Origin of the sequence: Gilliamella sp. B2824 (genome assembly GCF_026536245.1) — a bacterium.
Classification (GTDB): domain Bacteria; phylum Pseudomonadota; class Gammaproteobacteria; order Enterobacterales; family Orbaceae; genus Gilliamella.
Genome location: NZ_JAFNON010000013.1, coordinates 15593 through 32805, shown reverse-complemented (window position 1 = coordinate 32805; position 17213 = coordinate 15593). Strand labels below are relative to the sequence as shown.

Here is a 17213-nt window from a genome sequence, read left to right as displayed (position 1 = left end):
CAATGAAACTACATTATCGGTTAGAGATTAAAAATATTATAAAATTAGCAGTTCCGGTATTGATTGCCCAAATATCGCAAACAGCTATCACCTTTGTTGATACCATTATGGCCGGCAATTATAGTGCTACTGCACTTTCTGGTGTAGCGATTGCGGTTTCCATTTGGCTACCAACAATTTTATTTGGTCAAGGATTACTGACAGTTTTAACACCGATTATCGCTAATTTAAATGGCGCGGCTAAACGCGATCAAATTGCAATTCATACCCGTCAAGGTGTAATTATTGCGTTATTTTTGTCGATAATCATGATGCTTTTTCTCTATCATTCCGATAAATTAATTACATTGAGAAGTTCAACTGATCATCCTATCGATCCAGAAATGGTTAATGTAGCGGTATCGTTTTTACGTGCAATTATGTGGGGAGTACCGGCTTTTTTACTCTTTTTTGTTTACCGTAATCAATGTGAAGGGTTATCAAATACTAAACCAGCAATGGTAATTATATTTATTGCATTACTTGCCAATATTCCCATTAATTACATATTAATATATGGTAAATTAGGGTTACCAGCTTTTGGCGGTGTAGGTTGCGGTATCACTGCCGCAATTATATTTTGGTTAATGTTCGCGTTAATAAGAATATACACATTAACCACCTCAAGTCAGCAAGATGTACGTAAAACACCAATGGTTAAACTATTTGATTTTTCAATCATCAAAAATATTATTGTTCTTGGTACACCTTTAGCATTAGCCTACTTTTTCGAAGTCAGTTTGTTTGCAGTTGTTGCATTATTGATAGCGCCATTAGGTCAAACAACCGTTGCTGCCCATCAAATTATCTTTACCATCAGTAGTTTAACATTTGCTATTCCCCTATCATTAGGTGTCGCAACAAGTATTCGTGTCGGTTTTTTATTGGGTAAAAGCAAGCCAATTTTAGCTAAGCAAAGCGCTTATATCAGTTTAACAATATCATTAATGTTAGCAATTATTGTGGCACTGATATTAGTAATATTTAAATCACCAATAATTGAAGTTTTCACCACCGAAAGCACTGTTATTTCTATCTGCATGCAATTAATTATTTTATTGGCTATCTATCAAGTCTCTGATTATTTACAGGTGGTTGCAAGTAACGTACTGCGTGGTTATAAAGATACACAAAGTATTTTCTTTATTACACTTATTTCTTATTGGGTAGTCGGCTTACCCGTTGGCTATATTTTGGGATTAACAAATATTATTATCGAACCAATAGGAGCTGCTGGTTTTTGGATAGGATTTATATCAGGCCTGAGTGTTGCAGCAATTTTATTGCTTGCAAGAATGGTTTATATTCAAAGACAACCTATCGATACCATTCTAGAACGAGCTGCTAGATAACTAGTTAAACTCTTTTATAAATAATAACAGAGTATTATTAGCATTCATTTGTATAAAATAGTGTTAGATATAGATTTTGAAATATCTGGCACTATAGCAATATCATTAATTATATGACCATATATAAATTAAAAATCAACGTATAAAAATGCTATTTATTTTATTGACATTAAATATATTTTAAATACCCCTTAAAACCTCCAAATTTGCAGCCTTTTAATTAAAATAACAAATAAAAACAATATAATAAATTATTTAAATTGGATTTTTGATCTTAATTTAAAAATAAAGCAAATGGATGGGTGTACAATTAGATGTCAAACATGATTATATGCAACATGAAATTACAGAAATACCCGAACAACAAAATATCAAAGTCAAAGATTGGAACATGAATAATTTATACGAGTATGATAAATTGAAAAAAGATCCAAATCCTTTCAATTAGTATTTTAAATAATATTTTATAAAAATAGCTTATCAAAATAAAAACGCCATTAGCAATCTACTGCTTATGGCGTTATGAGTTCGTTTTTTAATGTTGTTATTTTAACAAACTATTGGCTTGGGCAATTACATTTTCAACAGTAAAACCAAATGCTTTAAATAATTGCTCTGCTGGTCCTGATTCACCAAACGTTGTCATGCCGATAACTTTGCCATTTAGACCTACATATTTATACCAATAATCACTAATACCAGCTTCAATAGCAATTCTTGCTGTTACTGATGAAGGTAAAACTGATTCTTTATAAGATGGATCTTGTTTGTCAAAGGCATCTGTTGAAGGCATTGAAACGACTCTAACCTTTTTACCTGCTTGGGTAAGTTGATGATAAGCTTCTACCGCAAGTTCAACTTCAGAGCCAGTCGCAATAATGATAAGATCTGGCGTGCCTGTACAATCATTTAGAACATAACCACCACGATAAACATTAGCTAATTGCTGTGCTGTACGATCTTGTTGTTTAAGATTTTGTCTTGAGAAGATCAATGCTGTTGGACCATCTTTACGTTCAATTGCATATTGCCATGCAATGGCTGATTCAACTTGGTCACACGGTCGCCAAGTACTAACGTTTGGAGTAACGCGCAAACTAGCCATTTGTTCAACAGGTTGATGCGTTGGTCCATCTTCACCTAGACCTATTGAATCATGGGTATAGATAAATAATGAACGAATCTTCATTAACGCAGCCATTCTTACTGCATTACGGGCATATTCCATAAACATTAAGAAAGTTGCACCGTAAGGAATAAATCCGCCATGTAGAGCAATACCATTCATAATCGCTGACATACCAAATTCACGCACGCCATAATGAATATAATTGCCATCAGGATTAGACAATATCTCTTTAGAGCCTGACCACATGGTTAAGTTACTTGGTGCTAAGTCCGCTGAACCACCAAGAAATTCAGGTAGTGCTGGTGCAAAAGCTTCGATCGCATTTTGTGAGGCTTTACGCGTTGCAATAGTTGCTGGATTTGCTTGTAATTTATTAATAAAATCTTTAGCTGTTTGTTGCCAATTAGTTGGCAATTGACCTTCAACACGGCGTTTGAATTCTTTCGCTAATTCAGGATAGGCTTTAGCATAAGCATCAAAACGCACATTCCACTCTTGCTCACTTTGCTGACCTTTTGCTTTTGCATCCCAAGCTTCATAATATTCTTTCGGAATTTCAAACGGCGGATATGTCCATCCTAATGCTTTGCGAGTGGCTTCGATTTCAGCATCACCAAGTGGTGCCCCATGGCTTTCATGGCTACCAGCTTTATTTGGTGAACCAAAACCAATAATTGTTTTACACATTAATAATGATGGTTTATCTGTTACGGCTTGTGCATGTTCGATAGCTTCAGCTAACGCTTTCGCATCATGACCATCAATACCACGAATCACATGCCAGCCGTAAGCTTCAAAACGTTTTGCAGTATCATCAGTGAACCATCCTTCCACTTCACCATCAATTGAAATACCATTATCATCATAAAACGCGATAAGTTTACCTAATTTAAGGGTGCCAGCTAATGAACAGACTTCATGAGAAATACCTTCCATCATACAGCCATCACCCATAAATACATAAGTGTGATGATCAACAATATTATGACCGGCTTTATTAAATTGGGCTGCTAATGTTTTTTCTGCAATTGCCATACCAACCGCATTAGCGATACCTTGACCTAATGGGCCTGTTGTGGTTTCAATGCCTGGTAGATGACCATATTCAGGATGCCCTGCCGTTTTTGAATGCAATTGACGAAAATTCTTTAAATCATCTATCGTGACATTATAGCCTGTTAAATGTAATAAGCTATAAATCAACATTGACGCATGGCCATTTGATAATACAAATCGGTCACGGTCTGCCCAATGAGGATTAGTTGGATTATGTTTTAAAAAACCTCGCCAAAGAACTTCGGCCATATCCGCCATTCCCATAGGAGCCCCTGGATGACCTGATTTTGCTTTCTGTACGCCATCCATACTTAATGCTCTTATCGCATTCGCGAGTTCGCGGTGAGATAAAGTTGTTGCATTCATTTTGTTATCTCCAAAATATTTAATTTAAATATCATTACTATTTGCAAGTTAAATCACACTTACAAAAATCGTTAAGAAATTAACGATAAAAAATAAAAAAGAGGGGGAAACACGCTCCCCCTGACGACAGAATATAATTAGAGAAGTGCACTAATCATGTCTTCTAATTTACCTTGATCAACAGCAAAAGCACGAATACCTTCAGCTAATTTTTCAACCGCCATTGCATCACTATTATGTTGCCATCTAAATTCAGCTTCAGTCATTAATGTAGGGCGCGCAACAATGGTTTGATTAGGATCTAATTTGCGTACTACTGGCGCGTTGGATTGTTGCATTTCTGATAGTAAATTAGGCGAAATAGTTAATCTATCACAACCAGCTAAAGCTAAGATTTGGTCGACTTTACGGAAACTTGCGCCCATAACAATGGTTTTATAACCATGTTGTTTGTAATAATTATAAATATTACGAACCGAAACAACCCCTGGATCTTGATCGGCCACATAAGGTTCAATAGGTTTTTTAGCTTGATACCAATCATAAATACGACCAACAAAAGGGGAAATTAAAAAGGCATTCACTTCTGCACAGGCTCGTGCTTGGGCAAACGAAAAGAGTAATGTTAAATTACAATTAATACCCTCTTTTTCTAAAACTTCTGCGGCTTTAATACCTTCCCACGTTGAAGCAATTTTGATTAAGATTCTTGATTTATCGATCCCTTTTTGCTTATAAAGTTCGATAATTCGGCGTGCTTTTTCGATACAACCTTGTTTATCAAATGACAGGCGAGCGTCAACTTCTGTTGAGATGCGTCCTGGAATGATTTTTAAAATTTCAGCGCCTATATTTACAGCAACTTGATCACAAGCATTGACCAATTGTTGCTCTTTACTGCCACCTAATTTTTTAGCAGTTTCAACAGCAGAATCGATTAAATGACGATATTGAGGAAGTTGAGCGGCTTTAAGTACTAAAGAAGGATTAGTTGTTGCATCTTCAGGTGAAAATTGTTTAATTGAATCGATATCACCAGTATCAGCAACTACAACGGTTAATTTTTTGAATTCATCTAATTGACTCATACATCTATGTCCTCTACAACATTGCTATTTCAAATTGAGTTATCATATCATTTATTCAGTAATAAAACGACACTATCAAATCGCTATTTATATTGTTATTTTGAACTAAGAAAGTTAAAAATGTCGATAAAAACACGCGAGTTCTACTACAATATTTTATATTTTTTTATGAATTTAACTTCACTTTAACTAAAAAATTTCTTACTAACCTAATTACTTTGAATATAACTCATCGTAATAACAGATTCGTTCAACCTTAGCCGTTGATCCACCACCTTCAAATTCCGATTCTAGCCATGCTTGTACGAGCTTTTTCGCTAATTCTACCCCGATGACTCTAGCCCCCATAGTCATAATCTGTGCATTATTACTCTTTCTGGCTCGTTCGGCTGAATAGACATCATGGCACTGAGCGGCACGAATACCGGGAACTTTATTGGCAGCTATCGCTACGCCAATTCCAGTTCCACAAATTAAAATACCTCGCTCATGTTTTCCGGCTTTAATAGCAGATGCAACAGCATTAGCAACATCAGGATATAAACCATTTTCTGACTGCTTATCACTACTATAATCAACGAGTTCAATACCTTGCTTAGTTAAATATTCAACAATACTATTTCTAAATTCAAAAGCAGCATCATCTGCGCCAATTGCAATAGATTTCATGTTTTCTCCTTACTAACTTTTACTAAAATGAACATAAGTTCATATTAATATCATTTGTTATTATTTAAATATAAATTATTTCAGTTATGTGATAAAGGTCTCGAAAATAAAATATTTATTAAGCTATTGATGAGTAGAAGACGAAAATTATTGATTATTTTTTACTTAAAAGCCCTAATAACCTTAATTTCTTTCACAGAAACAATCAAAGGTTAAACATAAAAACATTTGATATAGCCTAAAGAAACATGAGAAAAATGAGATGGCGGCAAATTTATTTTATCTGTTGATACATCTCATTGAAAAGGATGAATTAACTGACGTTATTTAAGATGATGCCCAAGTATAAATGCGTTGACCAGTTAGGTCACAACCGACACAACTGACACATTTTTTTGTTCCACAGGCATTTGAATCCTCCATAATATAGAGCTTTATCTTGCCTTTTTTAATCCAAAACAACATCATTTGTTCAACTACACTTTCAGGCAAATGAAAATAGCGAGCAATATCTTGTAGATTTGCTCGCCCTTTTAATTGAATATAATCTCGAATCGAAATTAACATATGAGTAAAAAGACAAACGCTAGGTTTGCTCTTCTCCAATAAGTTTTATGATCACTTTGATGATGGATCACAGCAGCGAGATCCATTGCTAGTATCATGATACAATTTAGGCGGCATATTTAGAGACGAATATTGCCCCAACCAACGCATTAACAAAATCATTGCACCAATAAAGGCAGCGCATCCCATCAACCAATAAATTGCCGAGACTGATTGCCCTAATAAAGTTATTTGATAATATATCGTCGCAACCAGCCAACCTACTATAAATGTCCACAGGGCAACAAATACCATCCATCTAATTCCCGCTTCACGATAAATCGCTCCCAATGCTGCTGCACAAGGTGTATAAAGTAGAATAAAAATCAAATAGGCAATGGCAACATTGTACGTCATAAATGAAGTTTTAATCTTAGCCACTGTAGTAGAATCAACCGCTAAATCATTTTCAATATCATCAATATCTTCTTTTAAAGATGAGAATCCTAATGGATCTAAAATAGTATCAGTAAAATCGAGTAAATTTTTAGGAATCGATAATATTGAAGCTTTAATACTGTTATTAAAATCGAAGTTATCGCGTTGCTGTTGTTGGTTATCCATAGAATAAAGTGAGTTCAATGTCGCAATAACAGCTTCTTTGGCAAAAACACCCGTAAAAAGTCCAACGGTTGCTGGCCAGTTTTGTTTATCCAGCCCCATCGGTGCAAGTGCAGGTGTAATGGTTTGACTAAATGCAGCAAGTAATGAATCATTAGATTGTTCATGTCCAAATCGACCATCAGTACCCAATGAATTTAGCAAACTCAATACCGTTACCATAATGACAATGGCTTTACCGGCTTTAGTAATAAAACTTTTTAACCTTTGCCAAGTTAGTTTAAACATACTTTGTAATGTCGGAATTCGATAAACAGGCATTTCCATAATAAAAGGTGTTGGCTGACCTTTTAATAAGGTTAGTTTTAAAATATAACCGGTAGCAAGTGCAACGAATATACCAAGCAAATATAAAGAAAAAACAACCATTGATGCATGACGTGGAAAAAAGATAACGGCAAATAAGGCATAAACAGGTAATCTTGCACCACAAGACATAAAAGGAATCATACAAATGGACATAATACGATCACGTGTACTTTCTAGTGTTCGGGTTCCCATAATCGCAGGTACGCCACAGCCAAAACCGACCAGCATTGGCACAAAAGCTTTACCAGGCAACCCAATACAGCGCATGGCTCTATCAACCATCATTGCCGCACGGGCTAAATAACCAGAATCTTCTAAAAAAGACAAGACAAAAAACATAGCAGCAATAACCGGAATAAAGGTTGATACCGTTTTAATCCCCGTTCCAATACCGTCAGCTAAAATAATATTCATCCAAATAGGCGCATCGAGTTGATGCAATAGATAAGATAGACCTTCAACAAAAATCGTATTAAAAAAACCATCAAAAAAGTCGATAAAAATTGAGCCAAAATTGATGGCGATCGTAAACATAACATACATCGCTAACAAAAAGAGAGGTATACCTGTTATTCGTCCTAGCGCAATTTTATCGAGCTTTTCAGAAAAAGTAGAACTTAGCTCCCGGGGTTTATTAATAACGTTTTTGCACACAGTATCAATCACGTCATAACGAGCACTGGCTAAAGCAACATCAATTTCATAATCACACCATGCAGAAAGTAATAATCGACAAGCGTTAAGTTTTTCTGATTCACATGGGGTTAATTGATAACGTGAGCCGTCTAATAAAGCATCAATCAATTGCCAACGATTAAATTGATGAACCTGACTGTTTGCCGGCAATTCCTCTATATATCGAGTAATTACTGTTTGCTGATCATGACTTAAGGTATTCATTGCAGGTTGAGTCACTTGCTTAGTTGAGCTAATTTTCTCAATTTGTTGATATAATAAATCAATGCCCGTTTTTCTTTTGGATGATATGGCAATTACCGGACAACCGAGTATATGTGACAATTGTTCAGTATCAATTTGTTCACCAGTCATTTTTAACGCATCAGTCATATTTAAGACAACCACCATTGGCAGCTGTAAATCAATTAATTGTAAAGTTAAATATAAGCTACGTTGTAAATTCGTGGCATCAATAATGTTGATCATTACACTCTCTTTTTCACTCAAGACAAATTGACGCGTGATTAACTCATCTTGTGACACCGACAATGCATCAGATTCAATAGCATAGGTACCGGGCAAATCAATAATAGTATAGTGATTATTTTGATAATTAAGCACACCGGTTTTACGCTCAACAGTCACACCAGGCCAATTACCGACTCGTTGTTTTGCACCAGTAAGTAAATTAAACAGCGTCGTTTTACCACAATTTGGGTTACCAATGAGTGCAACATTCATGACTCAACCTCCATAACTTCGATAGTTGCCGCTTCACTACGCCGCAAACATAATAAAAAACCGCGTATTTTAATTTCAAGTGGATCGCCTAATGGTGCGGCTCGTATCACTAAAACTTTACAACCTGGCGTGACACCCATAGCTAACAGCCGACGACGAAATGGTAACGATTCAGGCAATAGACGCGATATAACCGCCTCCTGACCTAAGGCAAGCTGATTTAAAGTTAGGACTGACATTGTGCTCCTAGATATTACTGAACCATTCGTTTTAATCTGTATAGTTCAAGTCATGATTATCAGAATAATTTAGCTTAAAAATGCGAACAGCCCGCAATAATAATGATTTTTTCAATATAAAAAAACAAATAAACATTAAAAAAATAGAAATAATTGTGGAATTATGGTGTCAAAATGAGATTTTTAATTTAGTTTGTAACGCAATTTTATATATCTTTTTATAAAACGGTATTATATAACAACAAGTTATACTAAACCGTATGATTACCCTAAAACTTGTTGGTAAATTCTATATATTAAAATAATAGCAATAGGTTTTTATAGTTATCATCTAACGATCAAAATAACAACGAAAATTAACGCTATCAGCCTTAAGATCCTACTTTCTCATCAACCGCTATCTTATTTTTATGAACATTAGGAAAAAGATCATCTTCATCTATCTAAAAAATACCTCCACCACAAATACAATTAAACTAAAACTATAGTTAATTAAATACTATATCTTTATCCAAACTACTAGCTCACATTAATCGCAAATTGCCGAACTTAGCAGATAACTGTTATAATCTTTTTATAACAATTCAGATTAGGAAAGATCTTAATGTATATCATTTATGGTATTAAAAATTGTAATACAATGAAAAAAGCTTTCACTTGGCTTGATGAACATAATATTAGCTATCAATTTCATAATTATAAAACTGAGGGTTTGTCATCAGAACTTTTAGATTCATTTTTACAGTTAGTTAACTGGCAAAGTTTACTCAATACTCGCGGTACAACTTGGCGTAAACTTGATGAAACCATTCGAGCCAACGTTGATAATGAACAAGCGGCAAAAGATATTATGTTAGCCAATCCCTCAATATTAAAACGTCCTTTACTCATTGATGGAAAACGCGCTTTATTAGGCTTTTCTGACGAAAGCTATTCACAATTTTTTGCTACACAAAAATAAACCGAGATAATTATGACAGACCCTGTTATTACTTTAACTAAAACATTGATCGCTGAAAAATCAATAAGCCCTGATGATAAAAACTGTCAACAAATGATTATTGAACGATTAAAACCTTTAGGCTTTACTATAGAAGAAGTAAATTTAGGTCACACCAAAAATCTTTGGGCATATCATGGCGAGCCGTCACAAAAGACATTAATGTTTGCAGGGCATACCGATGTCGTGCCAGCAGGTGATGAAAGCCAATGGCTATATCCGCCTTTTCAACCTACAGTCGATAAAAACGGCATCCTATATGGGCGTGGCGCGGCAGATATGAAAAGTGGCGTTGCGGCAATGGTATGTGCAGCTGAACAATTTGTTAAAAACAATCCCAATCATTCTGGTCGTGTTGCTTTTTTAATTACCTCGGATGAAGAAGCCGATGCTTCTGATGGTACAGTCAAAGTTGTTGATCTACTTAAAAAACGTCAAGAGCGCATTGATTATTGTATTGTTGGTGAACCGTCTAGTGATCAAAAACTTGGTGATCAAATTAAAAATGGACGCCGAGGTTCACTAACAGCGAATTTAATAGTCCACGGTATCCAAGGGCATGTCGCTTATCCCCACCTTGCTGATAACCCTGTGCATCGCTTTGCTCCAGCTCTAAATGAATTAGTTACAACAATTTGGGACAATGGCAATGAGTATTTTCCACAAACTACGATGCAAGTAGCAAATATTAATGGTGGAACAGGTGCCGAAAATGTCATACCAGGTGATTTAAAAGTCCAATTCAATTTTCGCTATAGTAGCGAATTGACTGACGAGGTCATTAAATCTCGGGTTGAGCAAATTTTACAAAAGCACAAATTAAGCTATAGCCTAACTTGGCGATTATCGGGTAAACCTTTTTTAACGCCGCAAGGAGAACTTACCGATGCAGCTACACATGCTATCAAACAATTAACACAATTAGAGACCAAACTTTCGACAAGTGGTGGGACCTCCGATGGTCGCTTTATCGCCCAATTAGGGTGCCAAGTGATAGAATTAGGCGTAGTGAATAAGACTATTCATAAAATTAATGAGAATGTAAATTGTCAGGATATCATCACGTTAACAGCAATATATCATAACATTCTAGAAAAATTATTATCGATTTAGTGAATAAAGATTATCGTTACTGATACCAAGAATAAGTTGCTAGTTTTATTTTTAACAGTAAACGATAATTGCTTTTATTTTCGACCATAACCAAAGGTGATTAGATGGAGTGGCTCAAAGACTATTGGTGGATAATTGTAGTTATTTTGATTGGTATTTTTATTAATACAATTAAATCGCTAAGTAAACTTAATTACAAATCTTATCTGGAAAAAAAGAAAGGGATAAAACCTATCCCCTATAATGATGATGACGATGATTAACCAATTCAACCAACCTCAAAGTTAATCATCAACGATTATTATGACCGTCATTGAATATGACTTGATGGCGGTAGCGATCGACCCACATAGCGGTTGAACCACAAACCGCAATAGGCATAATAACAAGGTTTAAAATCGGTATCATCGTAAATAAGCTGACTAAAATACCATAAATTAAATTATCCGTTTTATCCTGCTTTAGTAGCTCACGCATTCGAGGAAAGGTAATTTTATGATTATCAAACGCATAATCGGCATATTGAATGTTAATTTGCCAAGCAGTAAATAAAAACCATATAACAGGCGTGACCGATTGCCCAATAACCGGAATAAAATACGTTAGAAAAATTAGACTTGCCCATAATAGATAATGAATCAGTTTTTGTAATTCTCGCCCCAATATTCTGGGTATATCCATAATCAAACTTATCCAAGAAGTATCAGGGGCCGGCATACCGGTTAATTGAGATTCAACATGCTCGGCTAATAGCCCATTAAATGGCGCAGCAATAATATTAGCAACTGTACTAAAAAAATAGCAAAATACGATAGCGAGTGTCACAACAACAATAAAGCTAATGATGTATCCTAACCATTGAAGCCAACTAGGAACAAAAGATAATCCCCAGTCCACCATACCAGTTATGGATACCAAAAACCAATAAAACAATAAAGACATAATCACAATATTAGCAAGTAAAGGTAAAAAGACATAGTGGCGAATGCTTGGGCTGAAAGCTAATGACCAGCCTTTAATAAAATATTCTAGACCAGTTTTTGGCTGGTAACCTGTTTTGTTACTGTGCATGTTGGTATCTGTTTTTTCAAAATTATTTAATTTCATATTTTGTCTCTTCTAATAAAATATGATCTTATGTTGAGTTTGTGATTAAATTATTTTAAACCTTGTTATCAACATTGTTTAACCACTGCTTAACTTCATACTTTATTGCCTGCATTAAAGCTGCTTTGCCGGTTAATTGATACTGTTTTATCACATGTGTTAATTTATTATCATCTTGCAATAATGATTTTAAGATAGGTAAATTGAAAGCGTTTTGTTGATGATGACTAAATTGATTCAATCGACAAAGTGCAGCATAAGTTGCTTCATAAGGGCGGTGATAGTAACAAAATCCACGAAGTTCATCAAGATCCTGATGGTTTAGTTGCTGATCGCTATTTAGTTGAAAACGATCAGCTAATGGTAGATCGATAATATTTTTTAACCAGTACCAGTTACGCTGCAATTTTTTGTTTAACTGCATGGTTAAAGATAATCCCTGCTTGGTGATAGGTTTTAATGCCATTACGGAATAACTACCACTGCTTGTTTCTTTACGACTACCAACGTGAACCAGTACAAATCCACATGCAGACCAAAACTGATCGTTTGCTTGATTAAAAGCATAACTGACCGAAATAAAATCTTTACCTTGTATAGTCCCATGCTGATAAATGCGTTCAACTAATTGCTGAGCAATATGCTGGCGACGATGAGACTCCGTAACGGCAATACGATTAATTCTAACTGATGCAAGTTTAGCTGCTAATTTTTCACCGGCATGCGCCACCAACGATTGAGCAACTAAATTACCTTTAGGTCGGCGCGTACCTTGCCACACGGCTTCAATTAAACTGTCAGATAACTGACCTTCATCTATAGTGATGGCTCCAGCAATAAGATAATTTTCTTGCTTTGCTTGCCAAACAGTTTGATTATTTGCATCAAAAATACGTCTTAAATCAATTAAAGTTGTTTGATAATGCGCAGTTTTTAATAAATAAAAAATCTGTTTTAATGCAGTAATATTATTACGGCTAACCCTGTTATATTCAATCGATTGGTTTATCTGATGCCTATCTTGTTTTTGACAAAATAAACCATTTAGCAGTAAACAATCAGTAATAGCTTCTAGCTGATCGCCAGCTTGCCAACGTATTGGGTTTGTTAAGTAGAAAAACTCACACGATTTATTTTTAAATAATTGTAATAAAAAACCCTGTCCTGTCCCTTCATAACCTTCCATCGTTGTAGTTAATAAGACTGGGCAATTATTCTCAGATGCAAATTGCAATAAGTTTTCCAGCATCGGAAGTGGAATCATGGCAGCTTCGTCAATAATTAAATAATCAACAGCACTACCAAATCCAACCTCTATTAATTCATCGGGCGCAACAAATTTAACCGATGATTTGGCAAAACGAAAAAACGTAGTTAAAGCACTTTTGTTAGGTGCGGTAATAGTCATTGATTGGTGATAATGGCTAAATAGACCGGCTAAGGCTGATTTTCCTCGTCCGCGTTTAGCCATTAACACTTTAATTGGCGCATCACTTATTAGTAGACGTTCAAGAATAGTTTGTTGCTCTGTTAAACTAAGCGGTACTGTTTGAATATTTGGAAAGTCAAATTGATCAGATTCAATGTTAAAATCCTTTAAGATTTGCTCAAGATGTTTGACAAAATTGGGAACTTCAATAGCTTGGCTGTTCTCATTCCAACGTATGCTATCTTGATCAAGCCAATGGTTAAAATCTTCTGGTAAAAGTAATATAAGTATACTTCCTTTAACCAAAGTCCCAACCAGCATGGCAAAAGCATCTAAATTAAAACCTTGCGTTGCATCAAAAATCGCATGCAAAAATTCTCGACCTAATAACGATTTGGTTTGATTGGGTAAAAAAGTTTTAGTCAAAAAAGGGGGTAAATTATTCTGTGTAGTAATGGTGATCCAATCAGCTTGATGCTGATTTATTGTATCACTCAACTGATTCAACAATTGTGTTGCTTCGCCTTTTAATACCCAGAGCTTTCTTGTGCTATCTGGACCTGACATAAGCTAGCTTTTACCAATCACGAGCGATAAAATACCTGCCGCTATCAATGGTCCAACCGGGATACCTTTGAAAAAAGCAACACCAATTAATGTACCAATAATTAAACCATTAATTATGGTCGGATGAGCACCAATTAATGATACTCCCCGAGTACCTAACCACGAAACAGCAATCCCTACAAGGATAGCCAACATTGATTGCCACGTCGTAAAGGACTTTAGAATATCTTGAATTTTTAAAGTGCCATCAGCCAAAGGAACCATCATTGCAGCAGTTAAAATCACAATGCCAATAGTTAACCCGTATTGATTTAATAGCGGGAAGTAAGTTGATAGTGGCGTTAATTTGAATAGTAATAATAACAAAACAGCAAAGGTCACTGTGTTATTATGCGTCACATAACACAGTGCAGCTAAAGCTAATAGAAGAAAAAAAGAGATATCGAACTGAGCAAACATTACAAAGGTACACCAATGCGCTTAGCGACTTCTTCATAAGCTTCAATCACGCCGCCTAAGCTTTGACGGAAACGATCTTTATCCATTTTTTTCAACGTCTCTTTTTCCCATAAACGACAACCATCAGGGGAAAACTCGTCACCTAAGGTTACTTCACCTTTGTATAAACCAAATTCAAGTTTATAATCAACTAAAATCAAACCAGCTTTATCAAATAATTCAGTCAATATTGTATTGATTTTAAAGCTCAGTGCTTTCATTGTGGCTAATTGCTCATCTGTCGCCCAGCCAAAAGCTTTACAATGCGATTCATTAACCATTGGGTCATGCAATGCATCATTTTTCAAAAATAATTCAAATGTTGGAGGATTAAGGACTGTGCCTTCTTCAACGCCTAAACGTTTGACTAAAGAGCCTGCTGCGCGATTACGCACGACACATTCAACAGGAATCATTTCTAATTTTTTAACTAAAACTTCATTATCTGATATTAAGGCTGCAACTTGTGTAGGAATGCCTTCATCACGTAATAATGTCATAATAAAATAGTTGAATTTATTATTAACCATTCCTTTACGATCTAACTGCTCAATACGTAAACCATCAAAAGCAGAGGTATCGTTACGAAATTCCAATATTAGTAGTTCCGGGTTGTCTGTTGTGTAAACAGTTTTTGCTTTACCACGATAAAGCTCATCCAACTTTTTCATGCTTATAACCTTATATCATCATAGCCAATAAATAATTAAGGAGCTTTTCGCTCCTTAAATTCGAACTCATTGTTGTTATCTTTACTTCGGATTTATTGAAAGCGTAAATATCAACATACTACTTATTATTAAAGTCATCAATTACGATAAACCAATAACACACCTGACGACTTTTTAATTAAAAACTCGATTTATCACAACAACCAACTCGATAACGACAACTATCGACGGTTGTTGTCTTTAAGATCTTCTTTTAAAGCCTTCATGGACTCAGAATCTTTATCAGACTTAGCGTCCTTTTTGGCATCATCATCTTTAGGATCTTTCACTGGTGGTTGTCGAACTGATTCGGGTGCAACCTCATCCATTATGATATTAAATAAACCAACTACGTAACGTTGTACTTCTGCTGGTTGGGTAGAAATATCTTCAGCACCACGAGTTAGCGAGTTCAACCCAAGTGTAATGGTTTCAGTGTTACCCATAATTTTTCGCTTAAAAACGTATGAAGCTTCAGTTTGTTGCGATTCATCAGCACGTACTATATACGCCTTAGCCGTTTTAATAGTTTGATTATCACGACCATCAATAGGAATATTTTTGTTAGTTAAAATATTAGGAATTCGATCCCATAGATTATAACTTAATGGTACATTGAACGTTACCATACCATTGTTGTAGATCACAAAAGCTTCAGAAATCGTTGAAAGTGGCAACACTGGTGGGCGAATATCAACTTGTTTTCCTAACGGCCCATCGATTTTGCCATTATTCACAAAATAGTCAGCAACTTCTGCTGGTACTGTAATACCTTGTGGAACAATTAATGGTTTTAAACTTGGTGAATTTAAATAGTCATCATTACCATCAACTTCACGTTTATAGTTTTGATCGCTTCCACATCCTACAAGAAAGAAAGAAGCAACAGCGGTCAAAATAGCGACTTTTTTTATGACATTATTTTGCAATACGGTTTTATTAAACATAGATGTCTGCTTATAAATTAAAAGTTATACGAAAATAAATTACAGTAAATTAGCATCTTTTAATGCTTGTTCCACCGCTGGAATTGAAGCATCAGTCAGCGATATCATCGGTAAACGAATTGTACCATCAGCGATCAAGCCCAATCTTAGGCAAGCCCATTTTGCTGGCGTGGGGTTGGGTTCAATGAACAAATTATTATGTAATGCTAATAAACTTTCATTTAACGCTCTAGCCTCTTTGATTTGGTTGTTTGCAGCTAATTGACAAACTGTAGCAACTTGTTTTGCTGCAACATTAGCAGTAACAGAAATCACTCCATCACCACCTAAAATCATAAAATCTAAAAATGTAGCATCATCACCACTTAACAGTTTAAAATCATCTCCCACTAATTTTCGCGTTTTATATACGCGAGAAAGATCACCTGTTGCGTCTTTCAATGCAACAATATTTTTGATTTTTGATAAACGACCAACGGTCTCAGGTTTGATATCGCTACTTGTGCGACCTGGTACATTATAAAGAATTTGAGGTAATGCAGTACACTCAGCAATAGCTTTAAAATGCTGATACATACCTTCTTGAGTCGGTTTGTTATAATAGGGAGCAACAGTTAAACACCCCACTACCCCAATATTTTCAACTTGACGAGTTAATTCAATTGCTTCTTTAGTGGCATTAGAGCCTGTTCCAGCAATAATATTGATTCGTCCTTGCGCATAATCAACAGTACGCTTTATAACATCGATATGTTCGTGATGATCAAGTGTCGCTGATTCACCCGTTGTTCCAACAGACACGATAGCAGATGTGCCATTAGCAATATGATATTCGACCAATTTTTTTAAGCTTACGTGGTCCACATTTCCTTTAGAATCCATTGGTGTGATAAGGGCGACCAGACTTCCTGTAAACATAAAATGACCTCTCATATTATCTGTTTAAACA

The 17213-nt window shown here is 35.4% G+C and carries 17 protein-coding genes; 5 read left to right on the top strand and 12 right to left on the bottom strand.

Annotation, left to right across the window (positions count from 1 at the left end):
• Nucleotides 1-2 precede the first annotated feature (2 nt).
• Nucleotides 3-1391, top strand: a complete 1389-nt coding sequence (locus J3U56_RS10815; RefSeq protein ID WP_267367691.1) for an MATE family efflux transporter — start codon at nt 3-5, stop codon at nt 1389-1391.
• 298 nt (nt 1392-1689) lie between these two features.
• Entirely contained in the window at nt 1690-1839 is a 150-nt protein-coding gene (locus J3U56_RS10810) for a hypothetical protein (RefSeq protein WP_267367689.1), read from the top strand.
• 96 nt (nt 1840-1935) lie between these two features.
• Here the strand turns inward: J3U56_RS10810 and tkt are convergent, their stop codons facing one another.
• The 6 genes from tkt to J3U56_RS10780 all read right to left on the bottom strand — a co-directional run bounded on the left by tkt (nt 1936) and on the right by J3U56_RS10780 (nt 8893).
• The gene (gene tkt, locus J3U56_RS10805) at nt 1936-3942 is read right to left on the bottom strand and encodes a transketolase (RefSeq protein ID WP_267367687.1); all 2007 of its coding nucleotides are present in this window, start codon (nt 3940-3942) and stop codon (nt 1936-1938) included.
• 137 nt (nt 3943-4079) lie between these two features.
• A complete protein-coding gene (gene tal / locus J3U56_RS10800; protein ID WP_267348462.1) occupies nt 4080-5030 on the bottom strand; it encodes a transaldolase in 951 nt (316 codons plus the stop codon).
• A gap of 213 nt (nt 5031-5243) precedes the next feature.
• Nucleotides 5244-5699, bottom strand: a complete 456-nt coding sequence (gene rpiB / locus J3U56_RS10795) for a ribose 5-phosphate isomerase B (RefSeq protein ID WP_267332921.1) — start codon at nt 5697-5699, stop codon at nt 5244-5246.
• A gap of 327 nt (nt 5700-6026) precedes the next feature.
• The gene (locus J3U56_RS10790; RefSeq protein ID WP_267332922.1) at nt 6027-6266 is read right to left on the bottom strand and encodes a FeoC-like transcriptional regulator; all 240 of its coding nucleotides are present in this window, start codon (nt 6264-6266) and stop codon (nt 6027-6029) included.
• A gap of 51 nt (nt 6267-6317) precedes the next feature.
• Nucleotides 6318-8654, bottom strand: a complete 2337-nt coding sequence (feoB, locus tag J3U56_RS10785; RefSeq protein WP_267367685.1) for a Fe(2+) transporter permease subunit FeoB — start codon at nt 8652-8654, stop codon at nt 6318-6320.
• Nucleotides 8651-8893, bottom strand: coding sequence for a FeoA family protein (locus tag J3U56_RS10780; RefSeq protein WP_267332924.1), 243 nt, complete (start codon nt 8891-8893; stop codon nt 8651-8653). Before J3U56_RS10780 ends, feoB begins: the two co-directional genes overlap by 4 nt.
• Before the next feature lie 604 nt (nt 8894-9497).
• On the opposite strand from J3U56_RS10780, the gene J3U56_RS10775 reads away from it, so the two are divergent.
• From J3U56_RS10775 to J3U56_RS10765, 3 genes are all read left to right on the top strand, one after another.
• Nucleotides 9498-9854, top strand: coding sequence for an ArsC family reductase (locus tag J3U56_RS10775; protein WP_267332925.1), 357 nt, complete (start codon nt 9498-9500; stop codon nt 9852-9854).
• 12 nt (nt 9855-9866) lie between these two features.
• The gene (gene dapE / locus J3U56_RS10770; protein WP_267367683.1) at nt 9867-11006 is read left to right on the top strand and encodes a succinyl-diaminopimelate desuccinylase; all 1140 of its coding nucleotides are present in this window, start codon (nt 9867-9869) and stop codon (nt 11004-11006) included.
• 104 nt (nt 11007-11110) lie between these two features.
• Entirely contained in the window at nt 11111-11269 is a 159-nt protein-coding gene (locus J3U56_RS10765) for a YpfN family protein (RefSeq protein WP_082209445.1), read from the top strand.
• A 28-nt stretch (nt 11270-11297) separates the two neighbouring features.
• Here J3U56_RS10765 and cysZ read toward each other — a convergent pair whose 3' ends face one another.
• The 6 genes from cysZ to dapA all read right to left on the bottom strand — a co-directional run bounded on the left by cysZ (nt 11298) and on the right by dapA (nt 17182).
• Entirely contained in the window at nt 11298-12077 is a 780-nt protein-coding gene (cysZ, locus tag J3U56_RS10760; RefSeq protein WP_267367718.1) for a sulfate transporter CysZ, read from the bottom strand.
• A 91-nt stretch (nt 12078-12168) separates the two neighbouring features.
• Nucleotides 12169-14109 carry a GNAT family N-acetyltransferase gene (locus J3U56_RS10755; RefSeq protein WP_267367681.1) on the bottom strand — a complete coding sequence of 647 codons (1941 nt, stop codon included), beginning with the start codon at nt 14107-14109 and terminating at the stop codon, nt 12169-12171.
• Nucleotides 14110-14112: 3 nt separating this feature from the next.
• Nucleotides 14113-14568 carry a DUF441 domain-containing protein gene (locus J3U56_RS10750; protein WP_267332928.1) on the bottom strand — a complete coding sequence of 152 codons (456 nt, stop codon included), beginning with the start codon at nt 14566-14568 and terminating at the stop codon, nt 14113-14115.
• Nucleotides 14568-15278, bottom strand: coding sequence for a phosphoribosylaminoimidazolesuccinocarboxamide synthase (purC, locus tag J3U56_RS10745; RefSeq protein WP_267344616.1), 711 nt, complete (start codon nt 15276-15278; stop codon nt 14568-14570). The genes J3U56_RS10750 and purC overlap by 1 nt, the downstream gene beginning before the upstream one ends.
• Nucleotides 15279-15499: 221 nt before the next feature.
• A complete protein-coding gene (gene bamC, locus J3U56_RS10740) occupies nt 15500-16264 on the bottom strand; it encodes an outer membrane protein assembly factor BamC (protein ID WP_267344615.1) in 765 nt (254 codons plus the stop codon).
• Nucleotides 16265-16303: 39 nt separating this feature from the next.
• Entirely contained in the window at nt 16304-17182 is an 879-nt protein-coding gene (dapA, locus tag J3U56_RS10735; RefSeq protein WP_267344614.1) for a 4-hydroxy-tetrahydrodipicolinate synthase, read from the bottom strand.
• Nucleotides 17183-17213 lie beyond the last annotated feature (31 nt).